General features: G+C 55.6%; 17 protein-coding genes and 1 tRNA gene. 9 read left to right on the top strand and 9 right to left on the bottom strand.

The genetic code is table 11. The features are described from left to right. From AC1QQ2_RS08260 to hemN, 3 genes are all read right to left on the bottom strand, one after another. On the bottom strand, nt 1-339 hold a 339-nt coding region (locus tag AC1QQ2_RS08260; protein WP_479712784.1), incomplete at its 3' end, for an MFS transporter. Between the two features lie 2 nt (nt 340-341). Continuing rightward, entirely contained in the window at nt 342-836 is a 495-nt protein-coding gene (locus tag AC1QQ2_RS08255) for a GNAT family N-acetyltransferase (RefSeq protein WP_479712783.1), read from the bottom strand. Between the two features lie 109 nt (nt 837-945). Further along, nucleotides 946-2,301 (bottom strand): oxygen-independent coproporphyrinogen III oxidase, encoded by a 1,356-nt coding sequence (gene hemN / locus AC1QQ2_RS08250; protein ID WP_479712782.1) that lies wholly within the window; start codon nt 2,299-2,301, stop codon nt 946-948. A 69-nt stretch (nt 2,302-2,370) separates the two neighbouring features. On the opposite strand from hemN, the gene fnrL reads away from it, so the two are divergent. Continuing rightward, on the top strand, nt 2,371-3,108 hold the full coding sequence (gene fnrL, locus AC1QQ2_RS08245) for a transcriptional regulator FnrL (RefSeq protein ID WP_479712781.1): 738 nt from the start codon (nt 2,371-2,373) through the stop codon (nt 3,106-3,108). Between the two features lie 31 nt (nt 3,109-3,139). Here fnrL and AC1QQ2_RS08240 read toward each other — a convergent pair whose 3' ends face one another. Next, nucleotides 3,140-3,982, bottom strand: a complete 843-nt coding sequence (locus tag AC1QQ2_RS08240; RefSeq protein ID WP_479712780.1) for a universal stress protein — start codon at nt 3,980-3,982, stop codon at nt 3,140-3,142. Nucleotides 3,983-4,162: 180 nt separating this feature from the next. Between AC1QQ2_RS08240 and ccoN the strand changes: the two genes are divergently transcribed. The 8 genes from ccoN to ccoS all read left to right on the top strand — a co-directional run bounded on the left by ccoN (nt 4,163) and on the right by ccoS (nt 12,136). Beyond that, the gene (gene ccoN, locus AC1QQ2_RS08235) at nt 4,163-5,758 is read left to right on the top strand and encodes a cytochrome-c oxidase, cbb3-type subunit I (RefSeq protein WP_479712779.1); all 1,596 of its coding nucleotides are present in this window, start codon (nt 4,163-4,165) and stop codon (nt 5,756-5,758) included. 12 nt (nt 5,759-5,770) lie between these two features. Then, entirely contained in the window at nt 5,771-6,496 is a 726-nt protein-coding gene (gene ccoO / locus AC1QQ2_RS08230; protein ID WP_105236007.1) for a cytochrome-c oxidase, cbb3-type subunit II, read from the top strand. Between the two features lie 12 nt (nt 6,497-6,508). Continuing rightward, nucleotides 6,509-6,703 (top strand): CcoQ/FixQ family Cbb3-type cytochrome c oxidase assembly chaperone, encoded by a 195-nt coding sequence (locus tag AC1QQ2_RS08225; protein WP_067547275.1) that lies wholly within the window; start codon nt 6,509-6,511, stop codon nt 6,701-6,703. Next, nucleotides 6,700-7,632, top strand: a complete 933-nt coding sequence (gene ccoP / locus AC1QQ2_RS08220; protein ID WP_249946771.1) for a cytochrome-c oxidase, cbb3-type subunit III — start codon at nt 6,700-6,702, stop codon at nt 7,630-7,632. The genes AC1QQ2_RS08225 and ccoP overlap by 4 nt, the downstream gene beginning before the upstream one ends. A 269-nt stretch (nt 7,633-7,901) precedes the next feature. Next, nucleotides 7,902-9,329 (top strand): cytochrome c oxidase accessory protein CcoG, encoded by a 1,428-nt coding sequence (gene ccoG / locus AC1QQ2_RS08215; RefSeq protein WP_105236004.1) that lies wholly within the window; start codon nt 7,902-7,904, stop codon nt 9,327-9,329. After that, entirely contained in the window at nt 9,329-9,796 is a 468-nt protein-coding gene (locus AC1QQ2_RS08210) for a FixH family protein (RefSeq protein WP_479712778.1), read from the top strand. The genes ccoG and AC1QQ2_RS08210 overlap by 1 nt, the downstream gene beginning before the upstream one ends. Nucleotides 9,797-9,798: 2 nt before the next feature. Further along, the gene (locus AC1QQ2_RS08205) at nt 9,799-11,976 is read left to right on the top strand and encodes a heavy metal translocating P-type ATPase (protein WP_479712777.1); all 2,178 of its coding nucleotides are present in this window, start codon (nt 9,799-9,801) and stop codon (nt 11,974-11,976) included. Between the two features lies 1 nt (nt 11,977). Then, nucleotides 11,978-12,136, top strand: a complete 159-nt coding sequence (gene ccoS, locus AC1QQ2_RS08200) for a cbb3-type cytochrome oxidase assembly protein CcoS (protein WP_067547259.1) — start codon at nt 11,978-11,980, stop codon at nt 12,134-12,136. Nucleotides 12,137-12,191: 55 nt separating this feature from the next. On the opposite strand, the gene AC1QQ2_RS08195 is transcribed toward ccoS, so the two are convergent. From AC1QQ2_RS08195 to AC1QQ2_RS08175, 5 genes are all read right to left on the bottom strand, one after another. After that, nucleotides 12,192-12,268: transfer RNA gene (locus AC1QQ2_RS08195), tRNA-Pro, on the bottom strand. Nucleotides 12,269-12,330: 62 nt separating this feature from the next. Beyond that, nucleotides 12,331-13,308 carry a DMT family transporter gene (locus tag AC1QQ2_RS08190; RefSeq protein WP_067547256.1) on the bottom strand — a complete coding sequence of 326 codons (978 nt, stop codon included), beginning with the start codon at nt 13,306-13,308 and terminating at the stop codon, nt 12,331-12,333. 129 nt (nt 13,309-13,437) lie between these two features. Further along, a complete protein-coding gene (gene leuB / locus AC1QQ2_RS08185; protein WP_105236001.1) occupies nt 13,438-14,544 on the bottom strand; it encodes a 3-isopropylmalate dehydrogenase in 1,107 nt (368 codons plus the stop codon). Nucleotides 14,545-14,618: 74 nt separating this feature from the next. Then, on the bottom strand, nt 14,619-15,665 hold the full coding sequence (locus AC1QQ2_RS08180) for an endonuclease/exonuclease/phosphatase family protein (protein ID WP_479712776.1): 1,047 nt from the start codon (nt 15,663-15,665) through the stop codon (nt 14,619-14,621). Then, nucleotides 15,548-16,309 (bottom strand): hypothetical protein, encoded by a 762-nt coding sequence (locus tag AC1QQ2_RS08175; RefSeq protein WP_479712775.1) that lies wholly within the window; start codon nt 16,307-16,309, stop codon nt 15,548-15,550. The genes AC1QQ2_RS08180 and AC1QQ2_RS08175 overlap by 118 nt, the downstream gene beginning before the upstream one ends. Between the last annotated feature and the right edge of the window lie 2 nt (nt 16,310-16,311).

The raw sequence follows: 16,311 nt of genomic DNA, 5'->3' as shown, positions 1-16,311 counted from the left end.
TGAGGCCATCAGGACTGGAGCGCAGCCGATCCCGATGAGACCCATCGCAACCGTGATGTGCCACGGTGCAGTCGCCATCGAAAACAATGCGGCGCCTCCAGCACCTCCAACTGCAAACACGACGGCGGCAGTCAGTTTTGGTCCAATACGGTCGAGCGCTTCGCCGATCGGGATTTGCATTGCTGCAAATGTCAGAAACCAAACGCCAGACGCTGTGGCGAGCTGCTCGACGGTTGCGCCAGTTTCGGCGGTTAAGGTCGGTGCCAGAACCGCCATGAAAGCTCGGAAGAACTGGCTCATTCCGTAGGCCAAAATCAGGACGATGATGCCGAGACGCATTTTTAGCTGTTTCCCGACGGCAAAGCCGCGTTCCAGTCAGCCTGAGAGACCGTGTAGCATTTCCACGGTTGCACGGCGCCGCCACCTAAAGAGAGATCAGCGTCATAGCGCCACCTCGCACCGATTTTCACGCTCGCTTTTTGGGAGCGGATATTTGATGGCGCAATATGCAACCAAACTTCGTCGAAGGTTTCGAAAGCATATTCCAGCATCAGCCGCTTGAACGCCCGATTGGTCGCGCCACCCCAATACTTGCAGTCGATAAAGGTATAGCCGATGGAAATGCTGCTAGGCACATCGGGGGCGGGATAGTAACGAGAACAGCCGATGACTTCCCCTTCTTCTGTGCGGAGAATGACCGTTTCCTTGCTCGCCACAAGGCTATCAAAATATTGATCAAAGACCTCGCGCTTGTAGCGGTCGCTGGCGGGGTGCCCTGCCCAAGTCACAGGATCCGCCGCAGCATGGTAGAGGGCATCGCGATCAGCTTCGGTCATCGGGGAAATAGAATAACCGTAGCCAGAGCGAGTAGGTTGGGGATCAAATGCCATGATGTCCTCAATTTGATCAAATCAAGGACATCATTAGCTGGCAAAATCGAACAGGTCAAAGGGCGCGACTGTGCCGCCCTTCTGGCATCTGATACGCGTCGATCTTTTGAGCGCACAGGCGCGCGATCAGGCGCGCATGTTCGTTCAGGCGGATAACGTTGTTTTTGACGATCATTTGGTCGTGGAACTGATCGATCATCGGCTGGACCATCTTTTGAATGGTTGAAAGCGGCAGGCCATGTTCCGCGGCAATTTCAGCGAAATCGAGTTCAAAGCTGCACATCAACTTTTCAATCATATCGCTGCGCAAAGTGTCATCGTCGCTCATGGTGTGACCACGCGCCGTTGCCAGCTGCCCACTTTCAATCGCAACAGCGTATTTCGAAGAGGTCGAAATATTTTGCGCGAACCCTTGCGGATACTTCGAAATTGCCGACGCGCCCAAACCGATCAAGACCTTTGCAGTATCGTCCGTGTAGCCTTGGAAGTTGCGATGCATCGTCCCCGCTTTGTCTGCCGTTGCAAGGCTATCTTCGGGGCGGGCGTAGTGGTCGATGCCGATCTCTTGGTAGCCGTCCCACATGAACAAATCGCGGGCGATGTCGAACAGGTCGAGACGTGTTTCCGCGTCCGGGAGAGCCTCTGCGGGGATCATGACTTGACGCTTAGCCATCCACGGAACGTGGGCGTAACCGTAGAGCGCAACTCGATCGGGCGATAATGACAGAACCCGCTGAACAGAGTCCGCCATCCGTTCGCGGGTTTGGTGCGGTAGGCCATATAGGATGTCCATATTCACCGATTTAATGCCTGCATCACGAAGCATCGTGACCACATCACGCGTTTGATCAAATGTTTGCTGACGGCCTATCGCGTCTTGGACAGCTGGATCAAAATCCTGAACGCCAATTGACGCACGAGTCATACCGATTTTAACCAAGGCGTCGATGCGGGCTTGGTCGACCTCCGTCGGATCAATCTCTACCGAGAATTGAAGATCATCGGCCATTGGGCGGAAGGAGTTTACCGCTTCGCCGAGTTCGAGGATCAAATCAGGAGGGAGCAACGTCGGTGTGCCGCCGCCTAAGTGGATTTGACTGATCAGCACATCCTTTGGCAGGTGTGCATCGATCAACGCCAGTTCTTTTTCCAACAATTTCAAATAGGGAACCAACGGACGGTCCGTGCTTGTCCCTTGTGTGCGGCATGCGCAGAACCAACACAGGCGTCGGCAGTACGGGATGTGTAAATACAACGAAACCCGTTCGCCCGAAGGAACGGCCTGCAACCATTGCGCGGTCGTGTCGGGAGAGACATTCCCGTTAAAGTGATTGGCAGGCGGGTAGCTCGTATATCGTGGCGCGCGAGCGTCAAAGAGTCCCAATTCCCGCAATCTGCTACGGGTTTCCATTGTGTATCCCTCCAAAAAATGGGTTATAGTCGTTCCTTAATAACTGCGCGAACCAGGATTGTTTTTGCGATGAGTCAAATCTCGCTCGATATTCAGTGCCAAGAATGTCCAATTCGTCATCGGGCCGTATGTGCCAAATGCGATTCAGACGAACTCGAAGCACTGGAGTTGATCAAATACTATCGGAACTACGAGGCCGGTCAGTCGATCGCGTGGGCCGGTGATGAACTGACGTTTGTGGCGTCGGTCGTGCGGGGCGTGGCGAGTCTGAGCCAGACACTTGAGGATGGTCGGACCCAGATGGTTGGACTGTTGTTGCCGTCCGATTTTATCGGTCGTCCGGGTCGTGGACATTCGCCCTATGACGTAATCGCAGTGAGCGATGTGACGCTCTGCTGTTTCCGCCGCAAGCCATTCGAACAGCTTTTGATGACGACGCCGCACGTCGCGGAACGCCTTCTAGATATGACGCTGGACGAATTGGACGCGGCGCGTGAATGGATGCTGATCTTGGGTCGCAAGACTGCACGCGAGAAAATCGCGAGCCTTTTGGCAATCATTGCACGGCGTGAATCTGTGATTGGAATGTCTTCATTGTCAGGTCAGATTAATATAAATCTGCCGCTCACGCGGGAGGCGATGGCGGACTATTTGGGTCTAACACTCGAAACTGTGAGCCGTCAGATTTCCGCGCTGAAACGCGAGGGTATTATTCATCTAGATGGAAAACGGCGCATTCGTGTCGACGATTTTCAGGCCTTGTTGCTCGAAACGGGCGACGACATGGATGGTGGGATGATCCCATAAAAGAGGCGGCCACGGGCCGCCTTTTTCGTCTTTAATGTGACATCAAAAGTGGGACTTCCGTCCGCTCAAGGAGGTCGCGCGTTGCTCCTCCCAAGATTGATTCGCGGAAACGGGAGTGGCCATAGGCGCCCATCACGATCAAATCGCAGCCATGCTCGGTCGCGAACCGCATCATGACATCAGAAACACGTGGCATTGTGCGGGCGAGGATCGATACTTCAGCCCGAATTCCGTGACGAGACAGCATCATGCAGATTGCACCCCCCGGATCGGACCGTTCAGGAGAATGGCTTGGCGGATCGATCATTACGATATCGACCTGATCAGCTGCAGCGAGAATCGGAATGGCGGCGCGGATCGCAGCAAAACTTTCGCTGCTTTCGTTCCACGCAATCGCAACGCGATTAAAAGGTTCAACACCTACAGGACCCGTTTCGGGCACCACGAGAACAGGTGCGCCAGTACCAAAGAGTTCGGCTTCGAGGACATTGACCTGAAGTGGGCCGCGGTTTTTGCCGTAGGGCTTCGAGGCAACGATAAGATCAGAGTAGCGGGCAAGACGCGCAACCAGTGTGTCCAGACCCATCTGAGGAATAACGACCGCTTGCGTTGAAAGCGCGCCCTTTTCGCCAGGTAGATGCTCAAGCGCCCATTTTTCAAGGCTTTCAGCGCGGGCGCGGGCTTCGGCGAGGCCGGTTTCGACCATGATGGCAGAAGTGCCGCCAGGCATTGGGTCGTAGCGTGCGGGGTCAATGCCAACACAATGTACGTCTAGATGCGCGTCTAACCGGCTCGCGATCGTATGAGCTGTCACCAGCGCGTCTAAGTCAGCCGCGCTATCAGTTATAACGACCGAAATGGTCTTGTAAGGCATTTCATACTCCCGTGATGGTCATGCTCTATCGGCACGTTTGGACCTGTATTGGGTAGCAAAAGAAGGCTCACGATAACTTGACATGGATCAAGGCAGTTGAGCCGGATGGGTGGGAAACCCCAACCAGAGCAAAAGTCCTGCGAAACGAATCCACGCAGGCAGAAGAAGGGAACGTTTGATATGTGGGATTGGATTAAAATAGTGGTGTTGGGGGTTGTCGCCCTTGCCGCCGCAGTTGCCGCGAACTTCGCGCGCGACCTGGCTTATCAGGTCCATGCGTTGATCGTGATGGCCGTCGCTGCCGGCCTCTTTATTTGGTCGGTGCGTCGCGCCGGCGAACCAAAATCTGCACCCGAGACCGGCTACATGGACGGCGTCGTGCGGTATGGGGTCATCGCGACCACCTTCTGGGGCCTTGCTGGCTTCTTGGTGGGGACGTTTATTGCGTTCCAGCTTGCGTTCCCTGCGCTTAACTTTGAATTTTTACAGGGCTTCGGCAACTTCGGTCGCCTGCGTCCGCTGCACACCTCTGCAGTTATTTTCGCATTTGGTGGTAACGCGCTGATCGCGACATCGTTCTACATCGTTCAGCGCACTTCGGCTGCTCGTCTCTGGGGCGGCAACCTTGCGTGGTTCGTGTTCTGGGGTTACAACCTGTTCATCGTTCTGGCCGCAACTGGCTACCTGATGGGCGCAACCCAGTCGAAAGAATACGCAGAGCCGGAATGGTACGTTGACCTTTGGTTGACTGTCGTTTGGGTCGCATACCTGCTGGTCTTCCTCGGAACGATCATCAAACGCAAAGAGCCGCACATCTACGTTGCGAACTGGTTCTTCCTGTCGTTCATCGTCACCATCGCGATGCTTCACATTGTGAACAACCTCGTTGTTCCAGTGTCGATCTTTGGTTCGCGTTCGGTTCAAGTGATGTCTGGCGTTCAAGACGCGATGACACAGTGGTGGTATGGCCACAACGCTGTGGGCTTCTTCCTGACCGCCGGCTTCCTCGGCATGATGTACTACTTCGTACCAAAACAGGCTGAACGTCCCGTTTATTCCTATAAACTGTCGATCATCCACTTCTGGGCGCTTATCTTCCTGTACATCTGGGCTGGTCCGCACCACCTCCACTACACCGCTCTGCCTGACTGGGCTTCGACCCTTGGTATGGTGTTCTCGATCGTGCTGTGGATGCCGTCGTGGGGTGGTATGATCAACGGTCTGATGACCCTGTCTGGTGCATGGGATAAACTGCGCACTGACCCGATCATCCGCATGATGGTTATCTCCATCGGCTTCTACGGTATGTCGACTTTCGAAGGCCCGATGATGTCGATCCGCGCAGTAAACGCATTGTCGCACTACACTGACTGGACCATCGGTCACGTTCACTCTGGCGCTCTTGGCTGGAACGGCATGATCACATTTGGTGCTCTGTACTTCCTGACACCACGTCTGTGGGGCCGTGCATCGCTCTATAGCCTCCGCATGGTGAGCTGGCACTTCTGGCTCGCAACGATCGGCATCGTTCTCTACGCCGCGTCGATGTGGGTAACCGGCATCATGGAAGGCCTGATGTGGCGCGAAGTTGATGCGAACGGCTTCCTTGTGAACTCCTTCGCTGACACCGTTGCTGCGAAATTCCCGATGTATGTGCTGCGTGGCACAGGTGGCATTCTCTACCTCGCTGGCGCACTCATCATGGCCTACAACCTGTGGATGACAGCATTCAGCAAGCGCGTGCCTGATGCCGCTGCTGTCGCCGCTGCAGAATAAGGAGATCGGGAAATGGGTATCCTTGATAAACACAAGGTTCTGGAAAAGAACGCCACCCTGCTTCTGGTCGGTGCACTTGGTGTAGTTACCATCGGCGGGATCGTAGAAATCGCTCCGCTCTTCTATCTGGAGAACACCATCGAGGACGTAGAGGGCATGCGCCCCTACTCCCCGCTGGAGTTGGCGGGTCGTGAAATCTACATCCGTGAAGGCTGCTATGTCTGCCACTCGCAGATGATCCGCCCGATGCGCGATGAGGTCGAACGTTACGGCCACTACTCGCTGGCAGCGGAATCGCAGTATGACCACCCGTTCCAGTGGGGCTCCAAGCGTACAGGTCCTGACCTTGCACGTGTTGGCGGTCGTTACTCGAACGAATGGCATGTGGATCACCTCGTGAGCCCGCAGTCGGTTGTGCCTGAATCGGTTATGCCGAAATACAGCTTCCTGCTGAATCGTGAGTTGGAGCCGACCTATATCGCTGACCTCATGTCCACCCACGCGGTTGTTGGTGTTCCTTACACCGAAGAAATGATCGCAAGCGCTACCGCTGACTTTGAAGTTCAAGTCAATCCGGATGGCGATTGGGATGGTCTGGTAGAGCGCTATCCAGGTGCAGTCGTCGCAAACTTCGACGGCCAACCCGAGCTGACCGAGATGGACGCATTGATCGCCTATCTCCAGATGCTTGGCACTCTGGTTGATTTCTCCACCTTTGAACCTGATGCGAGCCGCTAAGGAGACTGTGAGATGAACTATCACATTTTCCGCGAAATCGCAGACAGCTGGGTGCTATTGGCGATGTTTGTCTTCTTTGTGGGTGCGATTGTTTTCGCTTTCCGTCCGGGTAGCCGGACGGTCCACAACGAAGCGGCAAGCGTGTTGTTTCGGCACGAAGATGCCCCTGCACCTGACACAAACGTTGATCTGGAGGCTCGGACATGAGCACGCGTAATGATAAAAAAGAGGTCGAAACGACCGGCCATTCCTGGGATGGCATCGAAGAGTACAACAACCCGCTTCCGCGTTGGTGGGTCTGGGTGTTCTATGCAACGATCGCATGGGGTATCTGGTACACCGTCGCTTACCCTGCTTGGCCGGGTCTAAAAGAAGCAACTGCCGGTTACCTCGGTTTCTCGACCCGCGCACGGGTTGCGAACGAGATGGCAGCGGTTGATGCAGCAAACGCTGATATGGTCGCCGCGCTGGAGACTGTTGATCTGGCCGCTCTGAAAGACGACGAAAACCTGCACGGCTTTGCTGTGAACATGGGTTCGGCTGTCTTCAAAGCGAACTGCTCTCAGTGTCACGGTTCGGGTGCAGCTGGTGCCAAGGGCTACCCAGCTCTCATCGACGACGACTGGATCTGGGGCGGCCGTATCGACGAGATCGCATACACTGTGACCAACGGTATCCGTAACGAACAGTCGTTCTCGGCTCGTGGTTACGGCGGTGTGATGCCGTCCTTCGCAGACGTTTTCTCTGGCGAAGAAACCAGTGCGGTTGTTGCATACGTTCGCGGTATCTCGGGCCAAGAGCACGACGCAGCTTTGGCTGCTGAAGGCGAAACCCTATTCCTCGACAACTGCGCATCGTGCCACGGTGACGCAGGTATGGGCAGCCTTGCCGCTACTCGTGAATACGAGGATCCGACCGCACTTTACCCTGATGGTGAAATGACTGGTGCTCTGAACCTCACAGATGCCATTTGGCTCTACGGCGGTGATGAAGCAGCGATCACTGAAACCCTTGTCAAAGGTCGCGCAGGTGTCATGCCTGCGTGGTCCGAAGAGTTCCGTCCTGGCTCTGGCCTGTCGGCTGCTGAAATCAATGCAGTTGCCGCTTACGTTCACCAGCTTGGTGGCGGTCAGTAAAAGAATTTTCGACGCGGTGTTGCAGCCGCCGCGTCGAAATCCATCGGTCTAGCCCCCTGTTCGCGCATGACGCCTGACCGATGACTTCCCTCTGGCGAGAGGGCCACACCCTCGGCTGGTTCCACCGCCGAGGGTGTTTTCTTTTGCAAATTACGAAAAATTTAATCCTGAATCGCTCGTGTGACAATTACTGTTGATCTGAGTCAAAGCGACTTGAATGCTCTCGTTCCAAAAGGGGACAATGCGAACAGCCATATTAGGATTTAATTATGTCTTCTCCTGAGGCCCCAGAACAACTTTACGCCGCCCGCGAACCTGTATTTCCGCGTCGTGTTAAGGGGAAATTCCGTAATCTTAAGTGGCTGATCATGATCGTAACCTTGGGGATCTATTACCTGACCCCATGGATTCGCTGGGACCGTGGACCGGAACTGCCAGATCAGGCGGTTCTCGTTGACCTTGCTAGCCGTCGCTTCTTCTTCTTCTGGATCGAAATTTGGCCGCACGAGTTTTATTTCGTGGCTGGCTTGCTGATTATGGCAGGCCTTGGTCTGTTTCTTTTTACCTCTGCGTTGGGGCGGGTTTGGTGTGGATATGCTTGCCCGCAAACCGTCTGGACCGACCTGTTCATCCTTGTTGAACGTTGGGTTGAGGGCGACCGCAACGCCCGTGTCCGTCTTTGGAATGCAAAATGGAGCGTGAACAAAGCGCGCCTGCGTCTGACGAAGTGGGTGCTTTGGGCGCTTATCGCGCTCGCAACAGGTGGTGCTTGGGTGTTCTATTTCACCGATGCGCCGACGCTTCTTGTTAACTTGGTAAACGGTTCTGCGCACCCGATTGCCTATACCACTGTGTTCATTTTGACCGCGACGACCTTCTTCTTTGGCGGCATCGCGCGTGAACAAGTTTGTATCTACGCTTGCCCGTGGCCACGTATTCAAGCCGCAATGATGGACGAAGATACCATCACCATCGGCTATCGTCATTGGCGTGGCGAGCCTCGCGGCAAACTCAAAAAACAGGCTGTAGATGCTAATCAGGGTGACTGCATTGATTGTATGGCTTGCGTGAACGTGTGTCCGATGGGGATCGACATCCGCAACGGTCAGCAGATGGAATGTATCACCTGTGGTCTGTGTATCGACGCCTGCGACGAGATGATGGATAAGATCGGTAAACCGCGTGGTCTGGTCGACTATCTCGCTCTCAAGGACGAAGAATCCGAGACGCAGGGCAAACCAACGATCCCGGTGCTGAAGCATATCCTGCGTCCACGCACAATCCTCTACACCGCGCTGTGGTCGATCGTTGGCTTTGCACTTGTATTCGCGCTGTTCATTCGTTCGGATATCGATATGACGGTATCGCCTGTGCGTAACCCGACCTTTATCGTGAAGTCTGATGGCACCATCCGTAACGTTTATGAGGTTCGCCTCCGCAACAAACACGGTGAAGCACGTCCATTTGGGTTGGCTCTGAACAATGGTTCTGAACTTAACTTGGATGTTGAGGGCTCTGAGGGCACCATCATCACCGTGAATGCTGATGAAATGAAAAACGTTCGTGTCTATGTTGAAGCTCCAGCAGGCAGCGAGGCCGCCTCGTCCGAGCGTGTGCCGTTCACGTTCTGGGTCACCGATCTGACCAATCAGGAACGTGCGTCTGTCGATACGATCTTTAACGGAAGGAACAACTGATGCTCGGTATCTTTAAGGCCCCAATCACAGGCCCAAAGTTCTTTGCAATCTTTGCGTCCTTCTTTGTGGTTATTATTGCTGTCAACTTGGTCATGGCTTTCAGCGCAATTCGGACGTTCCCCGGTCTTGAAGTGAAAAACTCATACGTCGCGAGCCAAGAGTTCGATCGCGAACGGGCAGAGCAGATCGCATTGGGTTGGACGGCTGAGGCGCGGGTGGAGGGTGATGAGTTGATCCTTGAGCTAATTGGCGCTGATGGACAACCTGTCGGCGACGCACAAATCGGCGGCATCTTTGGCCGCCCGACCAACGTGCGTGATGACCAAACGCCAGAGTTTGTGTTCGATGGGCGCGTTTATCGTGCACCGATCCACACTGCGCCGGGGAATTGGGACTTCCGTCTCAAAGCCGTCGCCGCTGATGGCACCAATTTTCATCAAAGGCTTCAGGTGAAGTTCGGAAGTTAATCATGAGCACCGCTGAATATCCCGGAGTTGCTGCTTGCCCCGCCTGTGTGGCAACTCCAATCGCCATCCGTCGTGCCGCTAAAGACGCGACCGAAGGTAGCCGCGAATTGCATTTGTCTCTTCCGACGATTCACTGCGCGGCCTGTATTCAGACGGTTGAACGCGGTCTTCTCGCTCGGGAAGAGATCGAGGATGCGCGGGTAAACTTGACCCGCAAACGGGCAACCGTGCGGGTGCCCGCGACCACAAGCGACGAAGACGTTGTCGCGTTCATCGCGGGCCTTGGGTACGAGGCAACTCCGCTGGACAGCGCGACGCTCTCAGTGGGCGAGGCGGACCGTTCGGCGCGTGATCTGGCCATGCGGTTGGGCGTGGCTGGCTTCTCGATGATGAACGTGATGTTGCTGTCGGTCGCCGTGTGGTCGGGGGCAACGGACGCAACACGCGATTTGTTCCATTGGCTGTCGGCCTTGATCGCGCTGCCGACCATCGTGTTTTCTGCGCGGCCATTTTACACAAGTGCATGGCGCGCGCTAAAGGTAGCGCACCTGAATATGGACGTTCCAATCACGTTGGCGATTTTGCTCGCGGCTGGCATGTCATTGTTTGAAACGATCAGCCATGGTGACCATGCGTATTTCGATGCGGCGTTGTCGTTGACGTTCTTCTTGCTGGCTGGTCGCTATCTAGATCAAAAAATGCGAAGCGTTGCGCGATCCGCCGCAACCGAGCTCGCTGCAATGGAAGCACCGACCGCCCTACGGATTGGTGAGAACGGCGCGGAAACCGTATCCCTCAAAGCCGTTTCTGTTGGCGACCTTCTGCTCGTTCAGCCGGGGGGGCGTGTGCCTGTCGATGGTGAAGTGGTCGGCGGTGCATCCGAACTAGACCGCGCATTCCTCACGGGTGAAACGGATCCCGTTGCGGTCAGTGTCGGCACCGAGGTGAAGGCGGGCGAGGTCAATCTAACAGGCGCACTGCAAATTCGGGCCACAGCTGTTGGTGAGAACACGTTGCTGCATGCGCTGGCTGACCTTGTGTCGATGGCAGAGCAGGCGAAGTCTAAATACAATTCCTTGGCTGACCGTGCGGCCCGTATTTACGCGCCACTCGTCCATATTCTTGCGTTCGCAGCGTTCGTTTTCTGGCTGTGGATAACGGGCGGGGACGTGCGGCATGCTATGAATATCGCGGTCGCGGTTCTGATTATCACTTGCCCTTGTGCGTTGGGTCTCGCTGTCCCTGCCGTCTCGACTGTGGCATCGGGACGTTTGTTCAAAGCGGGGCTTTTGGTCAAACACGCGACCGCGCTCGAACGCCTTGCTGAGATTGATGAAGTGGTGTTCGACAAGACAGGGACGCTGACAAAAGGGACGCCTCAGCTCATTACCAAACTGGACCCTCAAGTGCATGCGATCGCGTCTGCATTGGCCCAAGGGTCGGGCCACCCGCGGTCAAAGGCGATTGTTGCTGCGGGGCGGGACCTTGATCTGCCGGCCGTGACGGTGGCCGATATAACTGAGCAGCCAGGCATGGGGGTTCAAGGTCTACTCGATGGTCGGACGGTGCGTTTGGGACGCGCCGAATGGATTGGGGTTGAGGGTGAGAGCGCTACAATCCTCGATATCGACGGTCAAATCTTTGCGCTTCAATTCGAAGACGCGCTGCGTGATGGGGCAGCGGAGTTGATTGCGGGTCTCAAGGCGATGGGAATGCCAGTGACCTTGTTGTCGGGCGACACGACCGCTGCCGTGTCCAAGCTCGCAGATGAACTGTTGATCACCGATTGGCAGGCGGGCGTATTGCCGCAAGACAAGGCCGAGGTTCTGCGTGAGAAAGCGGCGCAGGGTAAACGGGTCCTGATGGTTGGTGACGGTTTGAACGACGTTGGCGCGCTGGCTCTTGCTCATGTGTCGATCGCACCAGCTTCGGCGCTAGAGGCTACTCGGGTCGCCGCAGATATGGTTCTGGTGAGCTGGAACCTTTCTCGGATCATGGATGGCATCAAAACCGCTAAATCGGCTCGATCTCGAATCCTTGAGAACTTTGCGGTTGCGGCGGTCTATAATATGATCGCAGTGCCGATTGCCTTTATGGGCTTTGCAACACCTCTTGCAGCGGCAATTGCTATGTCGTCCTCGTCGATTATCGTTTCAGTCAACGCACTACGGACCAAGTAATATGGAAGTTCTGTCACTCCTCATTCCTGTATCGCTGTGCTTGGGTGCCGTCGGTCTATTTGGGTTTTTCTGGACGATGCGGTCCAAACAATACGAAGATCCCGACGGTGATGCAGCCCGGATTTTGCGGACTGATTACGACGATCATCCGGCAGATTGATTGAGCTGAAGAACAGACAACAAAAAAGGCGCCAAAGCGGCGCCTTCTTCGTAATTGGTCGGAGCGAGAGGATTCGAACCTCCGACCCCCTGCTCCCGAAGCAGGTGCGCTACCAGGCTGCGCTACGCTCCGACCGTGGAGTGCGGGTTACAGTTTCCATAGGGGATTTGCAAGGCCCTTGGAGCCCAATTCGCTTAGGAATTTCCGCCCTGTTTGACCTTGAGAATACGCATCAAAACGGAGACCCGAGGAGAGGTAACAGTTTCGCTCCGAAGGCGGGTTTGGGACACTGGTTTGGTGTTCGATGCGCCACGAGTTTCGCGTAAAACGATGTAGATACCAGAGGCGATGATGATCGATGCACCGATGACCGTAGGCGCATCGAGTTTCTCACCGAACAGAAAGTATCCATAAACTGTCGCCCAAATGATCTGACTATATTGCATCGGTGCGACGATCGCAGCCTCACCAGAGCGATAGGCCTGAATAAAGAGGAACGATGCGACCAGACCGAAGAGCGCGATAATGCCGGTCATGCCCAGATGCTCGATCTCCATTGGTTGGTAGACAAACGGCATAGCAATCGCCATCGCCGCGAAGTTGCCCAGCATCGGATACATCAACATGACGACAGAGCGTTCTTCCGCCCCAATCTTGCGCGAGATGATCGCTACAACGGCGTTGGTCACCGCAGCAAACATCGCTGCGAAATGACCCAGTGACAGCTCAGAACTGCCAGGGCGCAGCACGATGATGACCCCGATCAAACCGACGATTACGGCCAGCCAACGATGAATGCCTACCTTTTCGCCCAACAGCGGGATCGCCAGAATGGTGATCAACAACGGTGAGGCAAAGAGGATTGCGTAGGTCTGCGCCAATTCGAGCACGGTGAAGGCGTAGAAGGCGCAAACCCCCGTATTCACCATGCACGCCATCCGCAGGGCCATCCAGTATGGGTGACGCGGGATGAGGTTATCAGCCTCAGTGTCGCGCATCAGGATGATCGTGACCAAGGGGAAGCTCAGCAAGGCCGCAAAGAAAATGATCTGGAACGCGCCAAAGCCCGCTTCGCCCAGATACTTCACAACGACGTCGTGGGTTGCGTAGATACCCATCGCGCCCAAGGCATAAAACGCCCCTTTTACGTTGCTCTTTGCGTATTCCGCCATGGTGCCTCCGTTTGCGCTAACCCAGCTATGGAGCGGGTTTTGGCGTGGTGCAAGTGATAAACTCCTGACTTCAGGCAAAAGAAAACGGGCGCTCGAATGAACGCCCGCTTCCTAAAATTTAGATCGCTATTAGAGCGACGCGTCGAGTGCCGCGATGATCTTGTCACCCATTTCCGAAGTGGAAACAGGAACGCCACCTTCAGGGCCGAGCAGGTCTGCAGTGCGAACGCCGTCCGCCAGAACCTTCTCAACAGCCTGTTCCAGACGGTCAGCTTCGGCGCCTTGGTCGAAGGAGTAGCGCAGAGCCATTGCGAACGACAGGATACAGGCGATCGGGTTTGCTTTGCCTTGGCCAGCGATGTCCGGCGCAGAGCCGTGCACCGGTTCGTAGAGTGCTTTTGGACGGCCATTCGCCATCGGAGCGCCGAGCGATGCGGACGGCAGCATGCCGAGCGAACCGGTTAGCATAGCAGCCGCATCCGACAGAAGGTCGCCGAACAGGTTGTCGGTTACGATCACGTCGAACTGTTTGGGCCAGCGGCAGAGCTGCATTGCGCCAGCGTCTGCGTACATGTGGGACAGTTCGACGTCTGGATATTCAGCATCGTGAACTTCGGTCACAACCTGACGCCACAGGATGCCCGATTCCATAACGTTGGCCTTCTCCATCGAGCATACCTTGTTGCCGCGTTTACGTGCCAGTTCGAATGCCGAACGTGCAACGCGTGCGATTTCGGATTCGGTGTAACGCTGGGTGTTGATGCCAACACGCTCGTTGCCTTCTTCGATGATGCCGCGCGGCTCACCGAAATAGATGCCCGAGGTCAGTTCGCGTACGATCATGATGTCGAGGCCAGCAACGACGTCTTTTTTCAGCGACGAGAAGTCTGCAAGCGCGTCAAAGCACTGGGCCGGACGCAGGTTCGAGAACAGGTCCATTTCTTTGCGAAGGCGCAGAAGGCCGCGCTCTGGCTTCACCGAGAAGTCGAGGTTGTCGTACTGCGGACCGCCAACAGCGCCGAGCAGAACAGCGTCAACATCTTGCGCTTTGGCCATTGTATCGTCGTGCAGCGGGGTGCCGTATTTGTCGTAGGCGCAGCCACCAACGAGGTCTTCGCTTACGTCAAAAGCGAGGTCGCGCTTATCGCCGTACCAAGTGATGATCTTCTTAACTTCGCCCATTACTTCAGGGCCAATACCGTCGCCGGCGAGGATCAGGATCGAGGGGTTAGACATCTCGTACTTCCTTGTCTGAAAAGGTCTGGGATGGCCTATCTGTTTGCTGCCCAAGGGTCAAGAAACCAAGGGGTTTATGGCGCTGATAAAACATCTACCCAAACGGGGCGATGCGGTCCGATAGGTGTGTCCTCGATTCCTGCGTTTTGAATTGTCAGAGTGGCGGACGGCAGGACGTAATCGACGCGTAACGCGCCGATGGGATCGGGCCAATACGCTGTGGGCTGGTCGGGTAGTGGGTCTTGGATCCGTGGGTCTTTCAACAAACTAATTATGGCCTCACGTCGTCCTTCCCCTCGGTCGGGGTCAAGGTTGGCGATGCCTAATATGACGAAGTCGTCGGGCGGAGGACCAAAGTCGCCGTCCAGAACGTTCCGCCAAAAGCGAATTTCATCCGCGTTTCGCCGCCCATTTCGATCTTCAGGCCCATCGAAAACGGGCGGAGTGGCTGAAAACGCTAGGAGAGTTAGGGGACGGTTGGGCGTCAAAATCTGGACCTGCCAGTGTCCTACGCTCGATAGCCGCTGGACGCCTCGAAGAGGATCATCTTTGGCCATGAGCGTCCGCGGAAGGTCCGCCCAAAGCGCATCGCTATAGTCGGTGACGGTTCCGATGGGGAAGTTCGACAGAATAGTCATTCCTCCGTCGCCGCTGAACCGCCCATAGCCCATGGCATCACGCGCTTCACCGAACCGTCCATTTTGATCGACATCGAAGCCCGTTTGCATGCCGCTGTTAGGTCTCAGTGCAAAAATATGAGGGTAGGGGGCTGTCAGGCGATCATTGAATGCGTTCAGCGCGCGTAGGTCGCGGTCGTAATCGATATCAGTCAACAGAAGGACATCGGCGGCCAACGCTTCGATTCGCGCGGAAACCTGCACGATCTCAGGTGTTTCATTCAGGATGTCGGCAAGCAAAAGCCCCGGTCCATTTCTGGACAGGGGCGCTGCATAGGTTGCGATACGAATGGTGTCCGCCCAAACGGGCGATACACCGATGGAAATCAGGCAAGCTGCAAGGAATCGTCGGACAAGGTGCGACGACGTTTGTCTTCGATCAGTTGTGCCACGCGCCCCATCGCGATCCCGCGCATTAGGAGTGACGCAGGTAAGAACGCCCATGCCGAAACCGTCCAAATCAACGTGTGCGGCTCTGCTAAGCTGATCGGGTCAATAAAGTCCGACGCCAGCTTTACGAAGGCCGGAAGGACAAATGGCAGGAGAAATCCAAAGATAATGTTAACTTGGCCATCGCGTTGAAGGCGTTCCACAATGTCCCCACCTGCCGTCGGGTCGAACGTCGGCATGTTGGTCCATACGTTGAAGCCACTTGTGCGCGACGGCCATTGGTTCATGCGCAGGGCGAGAACAAAGCTCGCCAAGGAGACGATGGAAACAAGGTAGGAGATGCCCGCAGCGGTGCGTAGCGACTGGATTAGGTCCAGATCGGCGTCTTGGGGTAGCATCAGAACCATCAAGCGGACAGGCGAGTAGGGGAAGTCGATCATCTCTGACAGGCGTTGCCCGACAGCCGAAATAAACAGTGTCAGCGTGGTTTGTTCGAACTTTCCGCGTGCGATCAACGTGATGAAGAACACGCTCAGGAACAGTGCGATGAATCGGATACGGTTGAACGGAGGTGCATCACGGAATTCGACCAAGCTGGGGTAGTCCGAATTGTATTCCACAAACGTAAAGACAGCCGCGATCAGCGCCACAAGGGCGACGATTTGGGTGGTGTCTGAATGGGTGCCCGGTAACAGCATTG

The sequence above is a fragment of the Aestuarium sp. genome (assembly GCF_023253315.1).
Taxonomy (GTDB): domain Bacteria; phylum Pseudomonadota; class Alphaproteobacteria; order Rhodobacterales; family Rhodobacteraceae; genus Marivivens; species Marivivens donghaensis.
The sequence above is the reverse complement of the archived record's forward strand: the minus strand, read 5'-3'. Positions and strand labels throughout refer to the sequence as shown.

Coding starts and splice junctions, on each gene's coding strand:
- AC1QQ2_RS08255 (WP_479712783.1), bottom strand. CDS start 836: ATGACCGAAGCTGATCGCGATGCCCTCTACCATGCTGCGGCGGATCCT.
- hemN (WP_479712782.1), bottom strand. CDS start 2,301: ATGGAAACCCGTAGCAGATTGCGGGAATTGGGACTCTTTGACGCTCGC.
- fnrL (WP_479712781.1), top strand. CDS start 2,371: ATGAGTCAAATCTCGCTCGATATTCAGTGCCAAGAATGTCCAATTCGT.
- AC1QQ2_RS08240 (WP_479712780.1), bottom strand. CDS start 3,982: ATGCCTTACAAGACCATTTCGGTCGTTATAACTGATAGCGCGGCTGAC.
- ccoN (WP_479712779.1), top strand. CDS start 4,163: ATGTGGGATTGGATTAAAATAGTGGTGTTGGGGGTTGTCGCCCTTGCC.
- ccoO (WP_105236007.1), top strand. CDS start 5,771: ATGGGTATCCTTGATAAACACAAGGTTCTGGAAAAGAACGCCACCCTG.
- AC1QQ2_RS08225 (WP_067547275.1), top strand. CDS start 6,509: ATGAACTATCACATTTTCCGCGAAATCGCAGACAGCTGGGTGCTATTG.
- ccoP (WP_249946771.1), top strand. CDS start 6,700: ATGAGCACGCGTAATGATAAAAAAGAGGTCGAAACGACCGGCCATTCC.
- ccoG (WP_105236004.1), top strand. CDS start 7,902: ATGTCTTCTCCTGAGGCCCCAGAACAACTTTACGCCGCCCGCGAACCT.
- AC1QQ2_RS08210 (WP_479712778.1), top strand. CDS start 9,329: ATGCTCGGTATCTTTAAGGCCCCAATCACAGGCCCAAAGTTCTTTGCA.
- AC1QQ2_RS08205 (WP_479712777.1), top strand. CDS start 9,799: ATGAGCACCGCTGAATATCCCGGAGTTGCTGCTTGCCCCGCCTGTGTG.
- ccoS (WP_067547259.1), top strand. CDS start 11,978: ATGGAAGTTCTGTCACTCCTCATTCCTGTATCGCTGTGCTTGGGTGCC.
- AC1QQ2_RS08190 (WP_067547256.1), bottom strand. CDS start 13,308: ATGGCGGAATACGCAAAGAGCAACGTAAAAGGGGCGTTTTATGCCTTG.
- leuB (WP_105236001.1), bottom strand. CDS start 14,544: ATGTCTAACCCCTCGATCCTGATCCTCGCCGGCGACGGTATTGGCCCT.
- AC1QQ2_RS08180 (WP_479712776.1), bottom strand. CDS start 15,665: ATGGGCGTTCTTACCTGCGTCACTCCTAATGCGCGGGATCGCGATGGG.
- AC1QQ2_RS08175 (WP_479712775.1), bottom strand. CDS start 16,309: ATGCTGTTACCGGGCACCCATTCAGACACCACCCAAATCGTCGCCCTT.